The organism is Streptomyces muensis (assembly GCF_021474425.1).
GTDB lineage: Bacteria > Actinomycetota > Actinomycetes > Streptomycetales > Streptomycetaceae > Streptomyces > Streptomyces muensis.
Genome location: NZ_JAKEIP010000043.1, coordinates 24764 through 46307, shown reverse-complemented (window position 1 = coordinate 46307; position 21544 = coordinate 24764). Strand labels below are relative to the sequence as shown.

Here is a 21544-nt window from a genome sequence, read left to right as displayed (position 1 = left end):
CGATGAAACACCCGGTCTGGGGGGCTCGGATATGTGTATACCACCCCGGCCCCCGGCCCACCCCTGACCTGAGCCGGGAAACGCAAAGCGGTGGGCGGCCAACAACCCCGCCCACCGCAACGCCCCTCTTCAGGGGCGCGGGGCTGTATCGATTCGCGGCTCCGCCGCGTGGGCGCGATCAACCCCCACGCAGCCGCACCCGCGCGACGACCGAACCCCGAGCTACTAGGCGGAAACCTCCGACCGATCCCCACCCCACAACGTGTGGAACGTCCCGTCCCGGTCGACCCGCCGATACGTGTGCGCCCCGAAGAAGTCCCGCTGCCCCTGCGTAAGCGCCGCAGGCAACCGCTCGGCACGCAGCGCGTCGTAGTAGGCGAGAGCCGCGGCGAAGCCCGGCGTCGGCACACCCTGCCGGGTCGCCGCGATGATCACCTCACGCCAGTCGTCCTGCGCGTCGGCGATCTCCTGCGCGAACGTGTCGTCGGACAGCAGGCTCGGCAGATCGGCCCGGGCGTCGTACGCCGCGCGGATCCGGTCCAGGAACGCCGCGCGGATGATGCAGCCGCCGCGCCAGATCGCCGAGACGGCCCCCAGGTCGATGTCCCAGTCGTACTCCGCGCGCGCCGCGTCGATCTCGTGGAAGCCCTGCGTGTACGACACGATCTTCGACGCGTACAGCGCCTGCTCGACCCGGTCGGCGAACGCTCCCGCCTCGGCCTCGCTCAGCGGCGCCGCCTTGGGCCCGGCCAGCCCGCGGGACGCGTCCCGCAGCGCCGCGTGCCCGGACAGCGAGCGGGCGAAGACCGCCTCGGCGATCCCGGACACCGGCACACCCAGGTCCAGCGCGATCTGCACGGTCCAGCGGCCCGTGCCCTTCTGCTCCGCCTGGTCGACGACCACGTCCACGAACGGCTTGCCCGTCGCCGCGTCCACGTGCGACAGCACCTCGGCGGTGATCTCGATCAGGTAGGAGTCCAGCCGCCCCTGGTTCCAGGTCCGGAAGATCTCCGCGATCTGCGCGGGCTCGTACCCGGCGACATCGCGCAGCAGCTGGTACGCCTCACCGATCAGCTGCATGTCGGCGTACTCGATGCCGTTGTGCACCATCTTCACGAAGTGCCCGGCACCGTCCGGACCGACGTGCGTCACACAGGGCGCCCCGTCCTTCGCCTTCGCGGAGATCTTCTCCAGCATCGGACCGAGCGAGTCGTACGACTCCTTCGGGCCACCCGGCATGATGCTCGGCCCGAGCAGCGCGCCCTCCTCGCCGCCGGAGACGCCCATGCCGACGAAGTGGATGCCCTGTTCGCGCAGGTCGCGCTCGCGGCGCCGGGTGTCGGCGAAGTGCGCGTTGCCACCGTCGATGATCATGTCGCCGGGTTCGAGGAGCGGCGCGAACTCCTGGATCACCGCGTCGGTCGGCTCACCGGCCTTCACCATGATGACCAGCCGCCGCGGGCGCTCCAGCGCCGCCACGAAGTCCTTGGCGGACTCGGCCGCGATGAACTCGCCCTCGCTGCCGAACTCCTCCACCAGCGCCCGCGTACGCGCCGGCGTCCGGTTGTGGACCGCGACCGTGTAGCCGTTGCGGGCGAAGTTGCGGGCGAGATTGCGGCCCATGACCGCCAGACCCGTGACGCCGATCTGCGCCGAAGTGCTCATGCGTTGGCTCCTAGTGACCTCGATATATCAGCGGTGCCGGTCATGCCCGCCAGTATTGCCCCATCGTCCATCCTGACGTGCCGGTATCCCGACCGCACACCCGGGGTGGCGCGATGTCGCGCAGGCAGATACGCACAGAAGGCCCCGGCGCACTCACCCGTCCCGGGCCGTTCGCGCGCTGTCCGGATGCCGGGCAACGTGCGCCGGTTCCGCGCCACTTGGCGCGAAGAGGCGGCTGAATTGCCGTCTTGTCATGGCCTGTTCGCAGCGCTTACTTTTGCCCCTCCTGACGCATGTCAATGGGGGGCTCCGTCATGGCCGTACGCGGTCGGCACCGCCGGTACCAGCCGAACAGGATCAACCGCGCCTCGCTCACCGTCACCGCGGGCGGCGCCGGCATGGCGCTCCCCTTCATCGGCACCGGCACCGCGCAGGCGGCCGACGTCAGCACCTGGAACAAGGTCGCCGCCTGCGAGTCGACCAGCCGCTGGGACGTCAACACCGGCAACGGCTACTACGGCGGACTCCAGTTCGCCCAGTCGACGTGGGAGGCCTACGGCGGCCCGCGGTACGCGGCGCGCGCGGATCTGGCCACCAAGGACCAGCAGATCGCCGTGGCCGAGAAGGTCCTCGACGGCCAGGGCCCCGGCGCCTGGCCGGTGTGCTCGGTACGGGCCGGGCTGACCCGGGGCGGGGACACCCCCGACATCCACCCGGCCGGCACCCGCGACACGCGTGACAGCCGCGGCACCGGCCGCACCGGCCAGAAGACCTCCGTCCAGGACGTCCAACCGCAGACCACGCCCCAGTCACGGGCGGGCACCGCCGAGATGTACACCGTGGTCCACGGCGACACGCTCTCCGGGATCGCGGAGTCGCAGCAGGTCCGGGGCGGCTGGCGGGGCCTGTACGCCGCGAACCGCGAGGCCGTAGGCGCCGACCCCGACCTGATCCTGCCGGGGCAGCGGCTCGCGCTGCGCGGCAAGGCGGCCACGACGACGAGCGGGCCGACGGCCGCACCCAAGCCTCAGCCCAAGCCGACGGCCACGCCCAAGCCCAAGCCCAGGCCGACCCCCGAGAAGACCTCGTCCGAGCGGCAGGAGCAGGCCACCACGAGCAGCCGCTCGCTGGTCTCCCCGGTGAGCGCGTCCACCGGCACGCCGTACCGCAAGGCCGGTGCCCTGTGGTCGAAGGGCTACCACACCGGCGTCGACTTCGCGGTGCCGACCGGCACCTCCGTGAAGGCCGTCGGTGCGGGGCGGGTCGTGAGCGCCGGGTGGGAGGGCTCGTTCGGCTACCAGGTGGTGATCCGGCACACCGACGGCCGCTACAGCCAGTACGCCCATCTCTCGGCGATCTCCGTGAAGGACGGGCAGTCGGTGGGCGCGGGCCAGCGCATCGGCCGCTCCGGGTCCACGGGCAACAGCACGGGCCCGCATCTGCACTTCGAGGTGCGGACGGGGCCCGGTTTCGGTTCCGACATCGACCCGGTGGCCTACCTCCGGGCGGGCGGCGTCAGGATTTGACGCGCATCCGGTGCCGGTCGACGACCGGCATCATCGGGACGTACGGGCCGCCGTAGAACGGGCCGTAGAGGTTCGGGGACTCCAGATGGCCGGGAACGGGCTCCTCGGCGTCCTCGTACGGCTCCTGCGCGATCTGCACCGGAATGAGGATGCCCTCGATGCCGTCCGGTACGACGATGTCCTCGCGCTGCCTCGTCCCGGCCTGCTCCGGAAGGCCACCGAGCAGCTCCGCGGCGGGCACCGCGTCCAGGGCGGGGCCAGCAAGGGCCGGCTCGGCCAGGGTCTCCCCGGAGCGCACCGCCTCCGGAAGCGCCACGCCCGTCTCGGCCTCCGTACGCGCGATCCGCTCCGTCGTCAGCAGGATCAGGCCACCCGCCGCGACCACACCACAGCCCAGGGCGAGCACGGTGCCCGTGGTGGCGTAGCGGAAGGTCTCTCCGAACATCGTGATGCCGACCGCGGCCGCCACCACCGGGTTCACGACCGTCAGCGTGGCCAGCGGCGCCGCGAGGCCCGCGCCCCGGTAGGCGGCCTGGGACAGCAGCATGCCGGCCGTCGCGAAGACGCCTATCGTCGCCAGCGCGGGCACGTCGGCCATCGACACCCTGCCGTCCCAGTCCACCGCGACGACCTTCGTGAACACCGAGGACATGCCGAACGCTATGCCGGAGCCGGTCGCGAGCAGCATGCTGCGCACCGCCGGGTGGCGGTGGGCCGCCCGGCCCGCGATCATCAGGGCCACGACGATGCCGCCGGTCACCAGGGCCACGCCCACCCGCTCGGCGGTGGCCAGCGACTGCGACTCCGAGGAGCCGACCAGGGACAGCAGCCCGGCGAGACCCACGGTCGCCATGATCGCGCCCCGCCAGGCCGTCGAACCGGCCTTGCGGCCCACGAAGAGCGCCGCCATCGGCAGCGCGAACACGATCGTCAGGGCACCCAGCGGCTGCACCAGACTCAGCGGTCCGAAAGCCAGCGCCACCACGTGCAGCAGCCCACCGAGGCCGTTCAGCGCGACCGCCGCCCACCAGCCCGGCCGACGCATCGGCGCGAACTGCTGTCCCGGGGAGGACACCGCGACACGCTCCTGCACGATCGCCCCGCCCGCGTACGCGACGGCGGAGACGAGCGACAGCAGCACGGACAACGCGAGGGCACTCATGAGCTGCTCCTCTGCGTGAGGCGGGGGCGGTTACCCCGGCGCGGCGAACGGTCGGCTCTCATAACCAACACGATGCCCCGAAAAGCTCTTCCCGTCGTCGTACCAGAGCACGCACTGTGTCGTACTGCCGATGGAGTATTACGCCGCCGGTCTCATCCCCCAGGCGGGTGACCCTCGGTGGAACCCCCGAGGTGACGCCCCTGAGAGGCCTTGGTACTACTGCTCTTCGTGGACCTCGACCCCGATCTCGCCGCGCTCCGGCCGCTGGGCGGCTTCTTCGTACTACACACGGCAGGGGTAGCACTTCGGCCACTCCCGACTCTGGCGCAGACCTACGCAAACCCCCCGGAGGATCCTCAGGCAGATCCCCTGGGCCGCCGCGTCCGGAAGGTCGCGGACGCCCTGCGCGCCCCCGAGCCGCGGATCGCCGCCTCCATCGCCCAGCAGGGCCTCGCGGCGCGGCTGTGGTCGGTGACGCTCGGCTGTGCCGCGCTGTACGGTCGCCTCCCCGACCTCGACCCGCGGCTGCTGCTCTGGGACCCCGAGGGCAGCGCCCCCGACGACCTGTGGCTCACCGAGGTACGACCACTGCCGGCCGACGCGGCCGACGCGGCGGACATCGCGGACGCGGTCCTGCGCGCCCACCTGGAACCCCTGACCGCCGCCCTGCACACCCGCCACCGTGTCGCCACCGGCCTGCTGTGGGGCAACGCGGGCTCGGCGCTCGCGGCCGCGGCCCGGCAACTCGACCAGTGGGCGCGCGCCCACGGCCGTACGGACGCCGCCGTCCGCACCCGCGCCCTGACCGCGGAACTCTTCGCCCACCCCCTCCTCGCCGCCACCGGCACCCGCACCGGGACCGCGTTCCGCCGCCGCAGCTGCTGCCTCTACTACCGCGTGCCGGGCGGGGGCGTGTGCGGTGACTGTTGCTTCACACGACCCCCGCGCTCTTCCCCACGCGCCACATCTGGGTGACCATGAAAGGGCAACCAGCCGCTGAGAACAGGGGGTTCCGGGTGCGTGTGGGACTGCTGACCCGGGAGTACCCGCCGGACGTGTACGGCGGCGCGGGTGTCCATGTCGAGTTCCTCGCCCGGGAGTTGAGGGACCTCGTCGACCTCGAGGTGCACTGCTGGGGCGAGGGCCGAGGGGTCGGCGTACAGCGCCACCGCCCGTGGTCCGCGCTCGACACCGCCAACGACGCGCTGCGCACCTTCTCCGTGGACCTCGCCATGGCCGCCGGGCTCGAAGGCCGCGAACTCGTCCACTCCCACACCTGGTACGCCAACCTCGCCGGCCACCTCGGCAAGCTCCAGTACGGCATCCCGCATGTGATGACCGCCCACTCGCTGGAACCGCTGCGCCCCTGGAAGGCCGAGCAACTCGGCGGCGGATACGCCCTGTCCAGCTGGGCCGAGCGGACCGCGATCGAGGCCGCCGACGCGGTGATCGCCGTCTCCGGAGCCATGCGCGAGGACATCCTCGGCTGCTATCCCACGCTCGACCCGGGCCGCGTCCATGTCGTCCACAACGGCATCGACACCACCCTGTACCGGCCCGACCACCGCACCGACGTCCTCGCCCGCTTCGGCCTCGACGCCGACCGCCCGTACGTCCTCTTCGTCGGCCGCATCACCCGCCAGAAGGGCGTGCCCCATCTGCTGCGCGCGGTACGGGACATCGACCCGGCCGCACAGGTCGTACTGTGCGCCGGTGCCCCCGACACCCCCGAGATCGACCAGGAGTTCCGCGATCTCTACCAGGAGCTGAGCCGGGTCCGCGAGGGCGTGCACTGGATCCCGCAGATGCTGCCGCGCCCCGAGGTGATCCAACTCCTCACGCATGCCGCCGTGTTCGTCTGCCCGTCGGTGTACGAACCCCTCGGCATCGTCAACCTGGAGGCGATGGCCTGCGGAACTCCCGTGGTGGCCTCGCGGGTCGGCGGCATCCCCGAGGTCGTCGACGACGGCAAGAGCGGCCTGCTCGTCCCGCTGGACGACGACGCCGAGGCCTTCGAGGCCGGCCTCGCGCGGGCCCTGGACTCGGTGATCGGTGACCCGGAGACCGCCCGTCGGATGGGCGAGGCCGGACGGGAGCGCGCGGTGGGGGAGTTCGGCTGGGACGCGGTGGCGCGGCGGACGGCACGGCTCTACGGGGAGATCCTCAAACAGGCTTAGCGCGCGCTGCTCAGGGGCAGGCTGGCATCAACCACGGTGAGGGGAGCGGCCATGCGTCGTGGCGGACCTTCGGTGCTCGGAATCGTACTCGCGGGCGGAGAAGGCAAACGCCTGATGCCCCTGACCGCGGACCGCGCGAAACCAGCGGTCACCTTCGGAGGAACGTATCGCCTGGTCGACTTCGTCCTCTCCAACCTCGTCAACGCCGACATCCTGCGCATCTGCGTCCTCACGCAGTACAAGTCGCACTCGCTGGACCGGCACATCACCACGACCTGGCGGATGTCCAGCCTGCTCGGCAACTACGTCACCCCGGTCCCGGCCCAGCAGCGCCTCGGCCCGCGCTGGTACCTGGGCAGCGCGGACGCGATCCTGCAGTCCCTGAACCTGGTCTACGACGAACGCCCCGAGTACGTCGCGGTGTTCGGCGCCGACCACGTGTACCGCATGGACCCGCGCCAGATGCTCGCCCAGCACATCGAGAGCGGCGCGGGAGTGACGGTGGCGGGCATCCGGGTGCCGCGCGGCGAGTCGTCGTCCTTCGGCGTGATCAGCCCCGGCTCGGACGGTCTGACCGTGGAACGCTTCCTGGAGAAGCCCGCCGACCCGCCCGGCCTCCCGGACGACCCGGAGACCGTCTTCGCCTCGATGGGCAACTACCTCTTCACCACCAAGGCCCTCATCGAGGCGCTCCAGCGGGACGCCGAGGACGAGAACTCCGTGCACGACATGGGCGGTTCGATCCTGCCCCAGCTCACCGACCGGGGCGAGGCCCAGCTCTACGACTTCAGCGCCAACCACGTCCCCGGCGAGACCAACCGCGACCGGGGCTACTGGCGGGACGTCGGCACCCTGGACGCGTACTACGACGCCCACATGGACCTGATCGCCGAGCGCCCCGCCTTCAACCTGTACAACCGCAACTGGCCCATCTACACCCACTCCAACCAGCTCTCCCCGGCCCGCTTCAACGCGGGCGGCATGGCCAGCGAGTCCATCATCAGCGCCGGCTGCCTCATACGCGGCCAGGTCACCCGGTCCGTGCTGTCGCCGGGCGTCGTGGTCGACCCGGGGGCCGTGGTGCAGGGAGCGGTCCTGCACGACAACGTGCGCATCGGGCGGGGCGCGGTGGTGCGCGGTGCCGTGCTGGACAAGAACGTCGAGGTGCCTCCGGGCGCGACGATCGGCGTCAACCCGGAGCGGGACGCCGAGCTGTACACCGTCTCCAAGGGCGGGGTCATCGCGCTGGGGAAGGGCCAGCAGGTCCCCTAGCGGGCCGAGAGGACCTCGGCGTACCTCCTCCCGGGGGACGCCGAGGATTGGCCTGTACCTAAGTCTTGTCATGTACCTGGGTGGATGGTGAAATCCGTGGTGTTCTGCCAAGTGTTGTCCATGACAACGTTGTTATGGAGGCTCTGTGCGCACACGACGGATCAGAAACCGACTGGTGTTCCTGCTCGCCGGGGCCCTCGGCCTCGCCGGCCTGACCGCGACACCCGCCCCGGCCGCGGCCGACGACCCCGTGGAGATCCACGGCCTCAAGGGCGAGTACTACACCCAGTCCGCCCCCGGCGCCTTCGACTTCCACGAGCTCAAGGCGACCGCCTTCGACCCCGCCCTCGACTTCGACAACCTGGAACCACGCCTGGCCTTCACCACCGGACGCCCGGACGACGTCAGTGTCCGGTGGACCGGGAGGATCGTGCCGGAGCGGACCGGCTCGCACACCTTCTCGATCAGCGCCGACAACGGCTTCCGTCTCTGGATCGACGGACGGCTCGCCATCGACCACTGGGTCGACGACTGGGACCGCGAACAGACCGCCCCGCCCGTCGAGTTGACCGCCGGCACGGCCTACGACATCAAGGTCGAGTACTTCGAGCACTACGGCGGCTCCAACCTCCACCTGCGCTGGACCGAGCCCGGCGGCGCCAAGGAGCCCGTCCCGCAGTCCGCGTTCCGCCTCCCCGACGGCTTCGACTACGACGGGGCCGTCGCGGCCACGGTCCTCGCCGACGGCCGTACGCTCAAGCTCGACTTCGCCCGGAAACTCGCCGCACCCCCGGCCGGCGTCATCGACCACCTGGACGCGGTCATCGGCGGCGCCACCTGGCCCCTCGGGACGGCCGCGCTGGACCCCGCCGACCCCAGGGCGCTCCTGGTCGCGCTGAAGGAACCCGTGGTCGGCAACAGGATCGGCACCGCTCGCGGCACGGCCGACATCCGCTACGACGGTGAAGGCGGTCTGGCCACCGCCGACGGCAACGTTGTCAAACGCTTCCTGAGCAGCGGCCCCAACCGCTCGACGTACCAGTTGCGCACGAGGTGGGCCGACGAGGTGGGCCCGGACAACGCCCACCCCGAATACCCGCGGCCCCAGCTGACCCGCCCCGCCTGGCGCAACCTCAACGGCCGCTGGCAGTTCGCGGCGGCCGAGGCGGGGGAGCGGCCCCCGGTCGGCAAGGACCTGCCCGAGCGGATCCTCGTCCCGTACCCCGTCGAGTCCCAGCTCTCCGGCGTCGAACGCCACGAGGACCGCATGTGGTACCGCCGCACCTTCACGGTCCCGGCCGACTGGCGCATCGGCTCCGGCAAGCGCCTCAGGCTCAACTTCGGCGGCGTCGACTGGCGTACCGAGGTGTACGTCAACGGCACCAAGGTCACCGAGCACACGGGCGGCTACGACAAGTTCGGTGCCGACGTCACCGCCGCGCTGAAGCCCGGCCGCACCCAGGAGCTGATCGTCGGCGTGTACGACCCGACCGACGCGGCCAACGGCGAGAACCCACCGCTGGGCAAGCAGCGCCTGGACCCGAGCGGCATCTGGTACACCCCGTCCTCCGGCATCTGGCAGACGGTGTGGATGGAGCCGGTCGCCCCGGATCACGTGGACGGGCTCAAGCTCACGCCCGACGTCGACGCCGGCACGCTCACCGTCGAGGCTCAGGGTGTGCGCGACGGAGTCCCCGTCACGGCGACGGCGTACGAGGGACGGCGCAAGGTCGCCACCGCGAGCGGCCGCACCGGACAGCCCCTCACGCTCACCCTCCGCGACCCGCACCTGTGGTCACCCGACGACCCCTTCCTGTACGACCTGAAGGTGACCGTCGGCGCCGACCGCGTCGGCAGCTACTTCGGGATGCGCTCCATCGCCGTCGAGAAGGTGAACGGCGTGCCGCGCACGGTCCTCAACGGGGAACCGATCTTCCTGATGGCCACCCTCGACCAGGGCTTCTGGCCCGACGGCCTGCACACCGCGGCGACCGACGAGGCCCTCGCGTACGACCTGAAGGCGCACAAGAAACTGGGCTTCAACTCGGTGCGCAAGCACATCAAGGTCGAGCCGGACCGCTGGTTCCACTGGGCCGACCGGCTGGGTCTGCTGGTGTGGCAGGACATGCCCGCGATGACCGCCGGGGTGAACCCCGGTGCCGAGGCCCGCGCCCAGTACGAGCGCGAGATGAAGCAGATGATCGACGAGCACATCAGCAGCCCGTCGGTCGTCATGTGGGTGACCTTCAACGAGGGCTGGGGCCAGTACGACATCGGCCGCGTCGCCGAGCAGGCGAAGGCCTGGGACCCGACCCGGCTGGTCAACAACCAGTCGGGGCTGAACCTCGGGGCCGACGGAGGCGCCGGCGACATCATGGACGAGCACGGCTATCCCAGCCCCGCCCTGCCGCCGCGCCCCGACGGCGAACGGGCACTGGTCAGCGGCGAGTACGGCGGCCTCGGCCTCGCGGTGCCCGGTCACGCCTGGTCGGTGCAGCAGTCGTACGTCGACGTCGACCCGGCGACCTACACGGACGACTACCTCACCAAGCTCGACGAGGTGCGCGCCCTGGTCTGCCGGGGCGGCAACGGTGCCGTGTACACCCAGATCACGGACGTCGAGGGTGAGCTGAACGGGCTGCTGACCTACGACCGCGCGGTGCTCAAACCGGACGCGGAACGGGTCAGGTCCGCTCACGAGGCACTCATCCGTGACGCCTCCCGGGTGACACCGTCGGGATGCCCGGTGCCGCTACCCGTGCTGAAGTGACCTCATATGCACCATGAGTCCCGCCCCTTTCACGAGGGGCGGGACTTAATCTGCCGTTAACTGAGCGTAGCTTGATCGTACTTGACTGTAATCGCCAGAGGGCGATTGACTGCTGGTCCACCCTTCGTCGACGCGAGGCAAGCCATTGACTTCTGACCTGCTCGCCCCTCTCGACCTGGCGTTCTGGAACATCGAGTCCGCGGAACACCCCATGCACCTGGGCGCGCTCGGCGTCTTCACGGCGCACTCGCCCACCGCCGGCGCCCACGCGGCCGACCTGCTCGCCGCCCGGGCCGCCGCCGTGCCGGGACTGCGGATGCGCATCCGTGACGCCTGGCAGCCGGTCGGCCTCCTCCAGCCGTTCTCGTTCGGCGGAGCGACCCGTGAGCCCGCCCCGGACTTCGATCCGCTCGACCACGTCCGGCTGCACGCCCCGACCTCCGACTTCCAGGCGGTCGCGGGCCGGCTCATGGAACGGCCGCTGGAGCGCGGCCGGCCGCCGTGGGAGGCGCATGTGCTGCCGGGAGAGGACGGCGTGTCCTTCGCCGTGCTGTTCAAGTTCCACCACGCCCTCGCCGACGGACTGCGCGCGCTGACGCTCGCCGCCGCCGTCCTCGACCCCATGGACATGCCCGCCCGCAAACCCCGCCCCGAAGAGCCCGGCGGCCGTGGCCTTCCCGACGTGCGCAGGCTGCCGGGACTCGTGCGCGGCGCCCTCTCGGACGTCGGCCGTGCCCTGGACATCGGCGCCTCCGTCGCCGTCTCCACCCTCGGGATGCGCTCGTCGTCCGCGCTGACCGCCGAGCCCAGCGGCACCCGCCGTACCGCCGGTGTCGTCGTGGACATCGACGATGTGCACGTGATCCGCAAGGCCGTCGGCGGCACCGTCAACGACGTCCTGATCGCCGTCGTCGCCGGCGCCCTGCGCCGCTGGCTCGACGAGCGCGGCGACGGCAGCGAGGGTGTCGCGCCCCGCGCCCTGATCCCCGTCTCCAAGCGCCGGCCCCGCACCGCGCACCCACAGGGCAACCGGCTCTCGGGTTACCTGATACGGCTTCCGGTCGACGACCCCGACCCGCTGCGCCGCCTCGCCACGGTCCGCACCGCCATGGACCGCAACAAGGACGCCGGCCCCAACCGGGGCGCGGGCGCCGTCGCGCTGCTCGCCGACCACGTCCCGGCGCTCGGCCACCGGCTCGGCGGACCGCTGGTCAGCCAGGCCGCCCGGCTCTGGTTCGACATCCTGGTCACCAGCGTGCCGCTGCCCGGCATCGCCCTGAAGCTCGGCGGCCACCAGGTCACCGAGGTCTTCCCGTTCGCCCCGCTGGCCCGCGGCCAGTCCCTGGCCGTCGCGATCTCGACGTACCGGGGGCGCGTCCACTACGGGCTCGTCGCCGACGCCGCGGCCGTACCGGATCTCGACGTGCTGGCCAGGGCCGTCCAGGAGGAGGTGGAGTCGCTGATCGCCGCCTGCGCTCCCTGAGCCCCCGGTTCCACGGGTCACTCCGCCGGATTTTGGAGGAGTGACCCGGCGCTCCGTACAATTCCCCGTTCGAAAGCGGGCGCGGTCGGAGCGCCGCTCGGGTGATCAGGGAAACGGCAGCGCGATGACGGTGACAGAGGAAGGCTCGGCGACCGCGAACGAGGTCGTGCACGAGTCCGGTGACGAGGTCGTCCACGGCCCCGGCATCGACCCGGAGCGGCTCGCCGTCTGCCTCAGCGTGCTCGACGAGCTCGACAAGCTGGAGGTCGACCACCCCGATGCCATCGCCGTGCGCCGGGCCACCGCGGGGATCTACCGCACCGTCAAGCAGCGCCGCCGCCAGGAGCGCCGGGCCGCCAAGACCGCGCACGACAAGGCGGTCACGGAGGCCACGGCGACCGGCTCGGCGCAGCGCATCGACGACGAGACCGAGGGCATCCTGCCGTCGTCGGCCACCGAGGCCGGCAAGATCGCCGGGATACTCCAGCGCCCGCGCTCCTGCTACACCTGCAAGACCCGGTACGTGGAAGTCGACTACTTCTACCACCAGCTCTGTCCGGACTGCGCCGCCCTGAACCGCGCCAAGCGCGACGCCGGCGCCGACCTCACCGGCAAGCGCGCCCTGCTCACCGGCGGGCGCGCCAAGATCGGCATGTACATCGCGCTCAGGCTGCTGCGGGACGGCGCGCACACGACGATCACCACGCGCTTCCCGAAGGACGCCATCCGCCGGTTCAAGGCCATGGACGACTCCGGCGACTGGATGCACCGCCTGGAGGTCGTCGGCATCGACCTGCGTGACCCGGCCCAGGCCGTCGCCCTCGCCGACCAGGTCGCCGAGGCCGGTCCGCTCGACATCCTCGTCAACAACGCGACGCAGACCGTGCGCCGGCTGCCCTCCGCGTACGCCGCCCTCGTCGAGGGCGAGAGCGCTCCGCTGCCGGCCGGTGAACTCCCCGCCCACCACGTCATCGGCGCCTTCGGCTCCGGCGCGGTCGATGGCCTTGCCTCCCTGCCCGCCGGAATCTCCGGCATCGACGCCCAGCAGGTCGCCGACCTCGCCCTGGTCGCGGGCAACGCCAGCGTCGCCCGGCACCTCGACGGCACCGCGATCGACGCGGGCGGGCTCGTGCCGGACGTCGTCGACAGCAACACCTGGGTGCAGACCATCGAGCAGATCTCGCCGGTGGAGCTTCTCGAAACCCAGCTGTGCAACTACACGGCGCCGTTCATCCTGATCAGCAAGCTGCGGCCGGCGATGGCCGACGCCGCGAAGAAGGCGGCGAGCGGGCGGGCGTACGTCGTGAACGTGTCCGCGATGGAGGGGGTGTTCGGGCGCGGTTACAAGGGCGCGGGGCATCCGAACACGAATGCCGCCAAGGCCGCGATGAACATGGTGACGCGGACCAGTGCGCAGGAGATGTTCCAGAGTGACGGCATCCTGATGACGTCGGTCGACACCGGGTGGATCACCGATGAGCGGCCTCACTTCGACAAGCTGCGGCTTGCCGAGGAGGGGTTCCATGCGCCGCTCGACCTGGTCGATGGTGCGGCTCGGGTGTACGACCCGATCGTGCGGGGTGAGGCCGGTGAGGATGTGTACGGGGTCTTCTTGAAGGACTACGCGCCCGGTAAGTGGTAGGTACGGCCGGTGGTGCGTCTGCGGGAGTGCGGGGGCTGGTCGCGCCCACGCGGCGGAGCCGCAAATTGATTCAGCCCCGCGCCCCTAGGGGGTGGCAGGGCCGCGCGATCGTAGGTGCCCGTGGACTGCGTATCCCTTTGCCGTGCCGGCCGCGCGTACCCGTGTCCCGCCATCCACCAGCAGGTCCGTCCCTGTCACCCACTCCGCCTCCTCTGAGGCCAGCCAGACCACGGCGCGGGCGATGTCGTCCGGCTCGCCGATCCGGCCCAGGGGCAGCCCGGCGGCCACTTCCTCCTCGCCCGGCTCCCACACGAACCGTGCCATCTCCGTGCGGACCAGCCCGGGCGAGACGGAGTTGACCCGTACCTTCGGGGCCAGTTCGCCCGCCAGTTGCTGGGTGAGGTGGAGCAGGGCCGCCTTGGTGGTGCCGTAGGCGCCGATACGGGGGCCGACGTGAGTGGCGCCTTCCGTGCAGACGTTGATCACCGCGCCGCCGTGTTCGCGCATCCAGGCCCGCCAGGCGCACTGGACGAGCCGTAGCGGGGCCTCGACGTTCACGGTGAAGGACTCGCGCCAGGCGAGGGGGTCGACGTCCATGAGCGGGCCGTACGGCAGGTTGGTCGCCGCGTTGTTGACGAGCACGTCGAGCCGGCCGAACTCGCGCAGGGCCAGGTCCACGACCTCCCGGAGGTGCTCCGGATCGGCCACACTGCCGGCCGCTCCGACGCCGCCCAGGTCGGCGGCCGTCCGCCGCACCTCGTCGGCGTCCCGCGCGGTCACGCACACGAGCGCGCCGGCCCGCGTCAGATGCTCGGCGACCGCCCTGCCGATGCCGCGCGTACCGCCCGTGACGACGGCGGCCCTGCCCCGGAGTGCGTACGACGACGTCATCGCCGTACCGTCTCATGACGGGCCGTCAGTCAACAGCCCCGAGACGCGAGTGACGTGCCGCCACCAGTTCCAGGACCGTGCGCCAGTCCTCCAGCACCCCGGCGTCGAAACAGGTGGCCCGGCTCTCCTCGACCGCCAGGCGCAGGCGCAGCGCGTCCTCGTCCGTGCCGGGGTCGTGGCGGCCGACGAGGCGGTGGACGCGTTCGCCGAGCAGCTGCCGTACGGCTTCGGCGGCGTGCTCGGTACGGCGGGTCTCGTCGCCGGGGCCCAGCAGGCGGCCGATGTCGTGGACCAGGCCCGCCACTTGGAGCTCCTTGTCGGCGGGGCGGCTACGGCGCAGCAGCGCGGCGGTCCGCAACGCGGGCTGGTGCGGGCAGGCGTACAGCAGATCCATCAGCTCTTCGACACTGCGCAGCTCCATGCGTCAGTCCTCCCGCCGGCCGGCCGTTGGCGTACCCGAGCAGATCATGGCCGCCTTGCGATTCGGCCAACGGGACCTGAACTGCGCGGCGTGGTGGGGTCCGGCGGGGGACGACGCGATGTCGTTGAGCCGAACGAGTGACTCGTAAATGCCGCGAATAGTAATGAAACGGGAGGTGGCGGGCAGGTGAAATCCGGTCGACTCCGGATAGTTACCCCTTGTTTGCAGCCCCATCGAGCGGCCACCCGCTCATTTGGTTAGTCTGTAGCGGACGGACAGCATGACAGGGTCCCAACCCACACCCACGGTCCGTCCCGGGACAAGCCGGTGCACAACGGCCTGCTCTCACACCAGTACACCGGCGCCACCGCGTCCGAGCCGACTTTGAGTAAGACCCGAGCGGGCGTCGAGCACCGGACCGCAGACTGGACCGGCCTCGCCCCGAGGGTGATCCGACACAGAAGGAGTGCGCGGTGACACCTGAGCAGACGAATCGCGAACAGCGCCCCAAGGAACGCACGGAGCGCGCGGGCCGCCGGTCCAAGGAGATCGGCAGTCTCGACGTGTGGGCCAGGTCCGCCCCCATCCGCCTGGCGGGCTATGAGGACGACCTCGCCGAGCCCCACATCCTGCCCAGCGTCGACTGACGGGTCGACCGAAGGGGCAGAGCCCTTCGCGATTGCCGGACGCATGGGCGTGCGAGACTCACGCCCATGCAGATCAGAGAAGCCGCGGCCGACGACTGGCCGCGGATTTGGTCTTTCTGGCACCGGATCGTCGCCGCCGGCGAGACCTACACGTGGGACCCGGACACCTCCGAGGACGCCGCCCGGGCCTTGTGGATGAACCCGGCCAAGAGCGTCCACGTCGTCGAGGACGACGCCGGAGTCGTCGTCGCCTCCGCCTACGTCACCCCCAACTACGGCGGCCCCGCCGCCCGTATCGCCAACGCCGGCTTCATGGTCGACCCCGGCCACGCCGGGCGCGGCATCGGCCGTGCCCTCGCCGAGCATCTGCTGGTCGTGGCCAAGGCCGAGGGCTATCGGGGCATGGTCTTCAACGCCGTCGTCGAGACCAACCCGGCCGTGCACCTGTGGACCTCCCTCGGTTTCACGATTCTCGGCACGGTCCCGGAGGCCTTCGACCATCCCCGGCACGGGCGGGTGGGGCTGCACATCATGTACCGGGCGCTTTAGTCGATCACCTTCGCGCCTTCCCTGTTTGCCTAAACGCTTTAGGTGAATGCATAATCGTTTACGGCGAACGGGAGGGCTGTTGTGGCACGCGTGGGACTGAGCACGGAACGACTGGTCCGGGCCGGTGCGGAGCTGGCCGACGAGATCGGCTTCGAGCTGGTGACCGCGTCGGAACTCGCCCGGCGGTTCGACGTCAAGGTCGCGAGTCTGTACTCGCATGTGAAGAACTCCCAGGACCTCAAGACGCGGATCTCGCTCTTCGCGCTGGAGGAGCTGGCCGACCGGGCCGCCGACGCCATCGCGGGCCGGGCCGGCAAGGACGCCCTGGTGGCCTTCGCGAACGTCTACCGCGACTACGGCCGCGACCACCCCGGCCGGGCCGCCGCCGCGCGGATGCGGCTCGACCCCGAGACGGCGGCCGCCAGTGCGGGCGTCCGGCACGCGCAGATGACCCGGGCGATCCTGCGCGGCTACGACCTGACCGAACCGGACGCGACCCACGCCGTGCGGCTGCTGGGCAGCGTCTTCCACGGCTACGCCAGCCTGGAGTCCGCCGGCGGCTTCAGCCACAGCGCCCCCGACTCCGAGGAGACCTGGACGCGGATCCTGGACGCCCTCGACGCCCTCCTGCGCAACTGGCCCACCGAGCCCACCCCTTGACCACAGGCGGAGGACAACATGGACACCGAGCGCGACACCCGGCGCGACTGGATCACCACGCCCGTCACCGCCGCCCTCCTGCGCGGCGCCCTCGACATCGAGCACACCGAGCGCGGAGTGCTGCCGCACCGGCTGCCCGCCCGGGCCCGCGCCCAGAACACCGACGGGCAGCTGGCCATGGCCGAGTCGCAGCCCTCCGGTGTACGGCTGGCGTTCCGCACCCGGGCCACCGCCGTCGAACTGGACGCGCTGCGCACCAAGCGAGCCTATGTGGGCGCGCCGCCCCGTCCCGACGGCGTGTACGACCTGATCGTCGACGGCCGCCCGGCGGGGCAGGGCAGCGTGACCGGCGGCAACGTCGTGACCGTCGACATGACCGCGGGAACCGCCGAGCAGCGGCCCGGCCCGCCCGGCACCGTCCGCTTCACCGGACTGCCCGCAGGCGACAAGGACATCGAGATCTGGCTGCCGCACAACGAGACCACCGAACTGATCGCCCTGCGCACCGACGCCCCCGTCGAGCCCGCCCGTGATACCGGCCGCAGGGTGTGGCTGCACCACGGCAGTTCCATCAGCCACGGATCCGACGCCGCGAGCCCCACCGGCGTCTGGCCCGCGCTCGCCGCCTCGCTCGGCGGCGTGGAGCTGATCAACCTCGGCCTGGCCGGAAGCGCGCTGCTCGACCCGTTCACCGCCCGCACCCTGCGCGACACCCCCGCCGACCTCATCAGCGTCAAGATCGGCATCAACCTGGTCAACGTCGACCTGATGCGGCTGCGTGCCTTCGGGCCCGCGGTCCACGGATTCCTCGACACCATCCGGGAGGGCCGGCCGACGACGCCGCTGCTCGTCGTGTCGTCCATCCTGTGCCCGATCCACGAGGACACACCCGGCCCCTGCGCCCCCGACTTCAGCGGCATGAGCGCCGGCCGGCTGCGGTTCGTCGCCATGGGAGACCCGGCGGAGCGCGCGAGCGGCAAGCTGACCCTGGGCGTCATCCGCGACGAGCTGGCCCGCATCGTGAAGCAGCGGTCGGCCGACGACCCGAACCTGCACTACCTCGACGGCCGCGAGCTCTACGGCGAGACCGACTCCGCCGAACTGCCCCTGCCCGACGGCCTCCACCCGGACGCCGCCACCCACCGCCGCATCGGCGAGCGCTTCGCACGGCTGGCGTTCACCGGCACCGGCCCCTTCGCCGATGGGACCGGCGCGATCTGAGTCCTACGACGACACGGCCTCGTCCAGCGGAGCCGTCCGCCGCCAGGGCCGCAGCTTCTCGATCTGCTCCGCCAGGCCCAGCAGGTCCGCCTCCGAGCCGGGACGCCCCACCAGTTGTACGGCGGCGGGGGCGCCGGAGGGGAGTGTGCCGAAGGGGATCGCCATCGCGGGCCATCCGGTGAGGTTCCACGGGGGAGTCATCGGCGAGTAGTTGGTGTTGGCCAGGACGTTGCGCAGCCAGCCCCGCTCGTGCCAGGGCTCGGACCTGGGGGAGCGGCGGGCGAGGGCCGGGGTGAGGAGCACGTCGTACTCGGCGAAGAACGGCTCCAGACGCCGGCGCAGCCGCTCCCGGCTCGCGCCGCCCCGCACCCGGCCGACGAAGCGCCTGCCGACGGTGGCGTGGACCCGGGTCCGGCGGGTGAGTTGCCGGAGATCGAGACCCCGGGCGTCCTCGGCCGTGCCCGCCGTCCAGTGGGTCAGCGAGGTGACACCGAGGGACATCGGGTACGGCGGGTCGGCGCGCCGCACCTGGTGACCGGCCTTGATCAGCAGCCCGGCGGCGTCGCGGGCGGCGGTCGCGTACGGCTTGCTGATGGTGACCCCGGCGAGGGGGCTGCGCAGCGACACCGCGATCCGGTGCGTGCCGGGCGCGTCCGGCCGTACGACGTCGGTGCCGGCGAGGACCGACAGCATCAGGCGGGTGTCCTCGACCGTCGTGGCCAGCGGGCCGTTCTCCGACATGCCGAACCAGTCGCCGTCGCTGACGCCGGCCGGGACCACGCCGTAGCCCGGCTTGATGGTGATCAGGCCGCAGTTGGCGGCCGGGATGCGCAGCGAGCCCATGCCGTCGTTGCCGAGGGCGATCGGCACCATGCCCGCGGCGACCGCGGCCGCGCTGCCGCCGGACGAACCGCCCGCCGTGCGCGAGGTGTCCCACGGGTTGCGGGCGGTGCCGTGCACGCCCTCCGTGGTGCCGAAGACACACAGCTCCGGCACGTTCGTCAGCCCCACGACCACCGCGCCGACCGCCCGCAGCCGGGCCACGGTCACATGGTCGTCGTCGGCCGGGGTGTCCGGCGTCGCCGCCGAGCCGATCCGCTTGGACTCGCCGCGCACCGCGAGGTTGTCCTTGATGGCCACCGGCACGCCCGCCAGCGGCAGTTCGGCGAGGTCGCCGCGCGAGGCCACCTCGTCGGCCTCGGCGAGCGCCGCCTCGCCGCGCACCACCCGGAACGCGCCGACGCGCGGGTCGAGGCGCTCGATCCGGGCCAGGTGCTCGGCCACCACCTCACGGGGTGTGGCCCGCTTCTCGCGTACGGCGGCGGCGATCTCGGCGGCGGTCCTGCCGACCCAGCTGGTCACGGCTGCTCCTCGGGCTTACTCGCGAGTATGTAGGAGAACTCTGCCCCGCGGCGGGCCCGGCGTCGAGAGGCGCCACGCTTGGATATTCGGGCGGCTCTTCTTGGACTTTTCACGGCGCCCCTTCCCGGCTCCGCGCCGCTGACCTGCGCGTCATCCGATCAATGAGCCAACTCCGCCCTCTTCGCGTCCCATTGACAGCCCCTGAGGCCCGCCCAATGATCAGACATCCGATGAATAGGGGTGCCTCATGAGGAGACGCTGGAGATCGTCAGGTGTCCTGGCGGTGCTGAGCCTGATGCTGCTGCTCGTGGCGCCGCTGCCCGCGGCCGCGCGGGAAACGCGGGCCGCAGCGCCGGTCACGGTGCCCGCCCTGACCGACTGGACACCCGCAGCCGGCGGTTACACCTACGGCCGCTCCACCCGCCTCGTGGCCGACAGCACCGGCGAACGGCGCGTCGCCGACACCCTCGCCGGCGACCTGCGCGCCGCGGGCCACGGCACGCCCGACGTGGTGCGGGGCGGCGCCCGCACCGGTGACATCGTCATCGACGTCCAGCCCTCCCGGACCGCCCTCGGCACGGACGGCTACGAACTCCGCTCCGGCAACCGGCTGACCATCACCGCGGCGACCGAGACCGGCGCCTTCTACGGCACCCGCACCGTCCTCCAACTCCTCGCCCAGGGCGCCCGCGTCCCGGCAGGCCGTACGGTCGACGTACCGCGCTACAAGGAGCGCGGCGTGGGCGTCTGCGCCTGCTACATCCACGTCTCCCTGCCCTGGCTGGAGAACCTGGTCCGCGAGATGGCGTACCACAAGCTCAACCAGCTGCTCCTCGAACTGAAGGTGAAGAGCGAGAACCACCCCGAGGCCAACACCTGGGGCTACTACACCAAGGACGAGATCCGCCGCCTGGTCGCCCTCGGCAAGCGGTACCACGTCGAGATCATCCCCGAGATCAACTCACCGGGGCACATGGACCCGTGGATCGAGAACCGCCCCGACCTGCAGCTGACCGACTCCGACGGCGACAAGCAGCCCTCGCGGCTCGACATCACCCGGCCGGAGGCCTTCGCCTACTACACCGGCCTGATCGACGAGTACGCCGAGGTCTTCCCCGCCACCTCCTGGCACATGGGAGCCGACGAGTACATGCTCGGCTCCGACTTCGCCAAGTACCCGCAGATCCTGACCTACGCGCGCGACAGATACGGCCCCGACGCCACACCCCAGGACGCCTTCATCGACTTCGTCAACCGCGTCCACGCCTACGCGGCAGGCAAGGGCAGGAAGCTGCGCATCTGGAACGACGGACTCACCGGCGCCAACACCGTCCCGGTGACCGCGGGTACGACGGTCGAGCACTGGTTGAACGTCGCGGTCAAGCCGAGCGCACTCCTCGCGCAGGGCTACCCCGTGATGAACGCCGCGTACGCCCTGTACCTGGTCCGCGGCGGCTTCCACAGCGACACCAAGGGGCTGTACGACCAGAGTTGGGACCCGCGCAGCTTCGAGGGCGAGAAGCTCGCCTCCGCCGACGGCGTCACCGGCGCGAAGATCAGCCTCTGGCCCGACAACGGCCGGGGCGAGACCGAGAACGAGGTCGCCGTCGCGCTGTGGCCGGCGCTGCGGCACATCGCCCAGGCGACGTGGGGCGACCCCCACCCGGACGCCACCTACGCCGAGTTCACGGCACGCGGCACGGCCGTGGGCCACGCCCCCGGGTGGCGGGACCTGACCCGCGTACCGGTGTCGGACGGGACGTACACCCTCCGCACGCCCGGGCGTTCCTTCACCGCCGAGCTGAGGCGCACGGCCGACGGATACGCGACCCTGCGCACGGCCGACGGCTGCCTGGAGGTGCGCGGCGGAAAGCTCACGCTCAACGTGCCGCTGCAACCCGGGGTGGAGGCGGCGCCGCAGACCTGCGATCCCGCGAACACCCTCCAGCGCTGGCAGTTGGAGCCCGTGGCCGGGGGCTACCGGCTCGTCAACGCCATCACCCGGATGACGGTGAGCGTGACCGACGACGGCCGGCTCGCCCAGTACCCGCCCGACCAGCGCATGCCCGCCGTATGGCACCTGACCTGAGGAACCC

17 protein-coding genes are annotated in these 21544 nt (G+C 71.5%); 12 read left to right on the top strand and 5 right to left on the bottom strand.

Translation table 11 applies throughout. The annotated features are described in order from the left end of the window. Nucleotides 1-225 precede the first annotated feature (225 nt). Complete coding sequence (gene gnd, locus L0P92_RS14110; RefSeq protein WP_234762988.1) at nt 226-1665, bottom strand: NADP-dependent phosphogluconate dehydrogenase; 1440 nt, start codon at nt 1663-1665, stop codon at nt 226-228. A gap of 314 nt (nt 1666-1979) precedes the next feature. On the opposite strand from gnd, the gene L0P92_RS14105 reads away from it, so the two are divergent. Beyond that, the gene (locus L0P92_RS14105; RefSeq protein ID WP_234762987.1) at nt 1980-3191 is read left to right on the top strand and encodes a transglycosylase family protein; all 1212 of its coding nucleotides are present in this window, start codon (nt 1980-1982) and stop codon (nt 3189-3191) included. Here the strand turns inward: L0P92_RS14105 and L0P92_RS14100 are convergent. Beyond that, the gene (locus L0P92_RS14100; RefSeq protein ID WP_234762986.1) at nt 3181-4353 is read right to left on the bottom strand and encodes a DMT family transporter; all 1173 of its coding nucleotides are present in this window, start codon (nt 4351-4353) and stop codon (nt 3181-3183) included. The two genes, L0P92_RS14105 and L0P92_RS14100, sit on opposite strands and share 11 nt — an antisense overlap. A gap of 210 nt (nt 4354-4563) precedes the next feature. Here L0P92_RS14100 and L0P92_RS14095 point away from each other — a divergent pair, with 210 nt between their 5' ends. The 6 genes from L0P92_RS14095 (at nt 4564) to L0P92_RS14070 (ending at nt 13697) form a co-directional block, all read left to right on the top strand. Beyond that, nucleotides 4564-5328, top strand: coding sequence for a (2Fe-2S)-binding protein (locus L0P92_RS14095; RefSeq protein WP_234762985.1), 765 nt, complete (start codon nt 4564-4566; stop codon nt 5326-5328). Nucleotides 5329-5369: 41 nt separating this feature from the next. After that, entirely contained in the window at nt 5370-6530 is a 1161-nt protein-coding gene (gene glgA / locus L0P92_RS14090) for a glycogen synthase (RefSeq protein ID WP_234762984.1), read from the top strand. A 51-nt stretch (nt 6531-6581) separates the two neighbouring features. After that, nucleotides 6582-7802: a glucose-1-phosphate adenylyltransferase gene (gene glgC / locus L0P92_RS14085; RefSeq protein WP_234762983.1), complete on the top strand. Its 1221-nt coding sequence runs from the start codon at nt 6582-6584 to the stop codon at nt 7800-7802. A 145-nt stretch (nt 7803-7947) separates the two neighbouring features. Beyond that, nucleotides 7948-10572 carry a PA14 domain-containing protein gene (locus L0P92_RS14080; protein WP_234762982.1) on the top strand — a complete coding sequence of 875 codons (2625 nt, stop codon included), beginning with the start codon at nt 7948-7950 and terminating at the stop codon, nt 10570-10572. Nucleotides 10573-10717: 145 nt separating this feature from the next. After that, nucleotides 10718-12055, top strand: a complete 1338-nt coding sequence (locus L0P92_RS14075) for a wax ester/triacylglycerol synthase family O-acyltransferase (protein WP_234762981.1) — start codon at nt 10718-10720, stop codon at nt 12053-12055. Nucleotides 12056-12179: 124 nt separating this feature from the next. Continuing rightward, nucleotides 12180-13697, top strand: coding sequence for an SDR family NAD(P)-dependent oxidoreductase (locus L0P92_RS14070; protein WP_234762980.1), 1518 nt, complete (start codon nt 12180-12182; stop codon nt 13695-13697). Nucleotides 13698-13781: 84 nt separating this feature from the next. On the opposite strand, the gene L0P92_RS14065 is transcribed toward L0P92_RS14070, so the two are convergent. After that, nucleotides 13782-14588, bottom strand: coding sequence for an SDR family oxidoreductase (locus L0P92_RS14065; protein WP_234762979.1), 807 nt, complete (start codon nt 14586-14588; stop codon nt 13782-13784). Between the two features lie 25 nt (nt 14589-14613). Then, nucleotides 14614-15009 (bottom strand): hypothetical protein, encoded by a 396-nt coding sequence (locus L0P92_RS14060; protein WP_234762978.1) that lies wholly within the window; start codon nt 15007-15009, stop codon nt 14614-14616. A 473-nt stretch (nt 15010-15482) separates the two neighbouring features. Between L0P92_RS14060 and L0P92_RS14055 the strand changes: the two genes are divergently transcribed. The 4 genes from L0P92_RS14055 (at nt 15483) to L0P92_RS14040 (ending at nt 18086) form a co-directional block, all read left to right on the top strand. Then, on the top strand, nt 15483-15656 hold the full coding sequence (locus tag L0P92_RS14055) for a hypothetical protein (protein WP_107122756.1): 174 nt from the start codon (nt 15483-15485) through the stop codon (nt 15654-15656). Nucleotides 15657-15722: 66 nt separating this feature from the next. Continuing rightward, nucleotides 15723-16205, top strand: a complete 483-nt coding sequence (locus L0P92_RS14050) for a GNAT family N-acetyltransferase (protein ID WP_234762974.1) — start codon at nt 15723-15725, stop codon at nt 16203-16205. Nucleotides 16206-16286: 81 nt separating this feature from the next. After that, nucleotides 16287-16865: a TetR/AcrR family transcriptional regulator gene (locus L0P92_RS14045; RefSeq protein ID WP_234762971.1), complete on the top strand. Its 579-nt coding sequence runs from the start codon at nt 16287-16289 to the stop codon at nt 16863-16865. Nucleotides 16866-16883: 18 nt separating this feature from the next. After that, complete coding sequence (locus L0P92_RS14040; protein WP_234762970.1) at nt 16884-18086, top strand: GDSL-type esterase/lipase family protein; 1203 nt, start codon at nt 16884-16886, stop codon at nt 18084-18086. Between the two features lie 3 nt (nt 18087-18089). On the opposite strand, the gene L0P92_RS14035 is transcribed toward L0P92_RS14040, so the two are convergent. Beyond that, nucleotides 18090-19448 carry an amidase gene (locus tag L0P92_RS14035; protein WP_234762968.1) on the bottom strand — a complete coding sequence of 453 codons (1359 nt, stop codon included), beginning with the start codon at nt 19446-19448 and terminating at the stop codon, nt 18090-18092. Nucleotides 19449-19695: 247 nt separating this feature from the next. Between L0P92_RS14035 and L0P92_RS14030 the strand changes: the two genes are divergently transcribed. Continuing rightward, nucleotides 19696-21537: a glycoside hydrolase family 20 protein gene (locus tag L0P92_RS14030; protein WP_234762967.1), complete on the top strand. Its 1842-nt coding sequence runs from the start codon at nt 19696-19698 to the stop codon at nt 21535-21537. Nucleotides 21538-21544 lie beyond the last annotated feature (7 nt).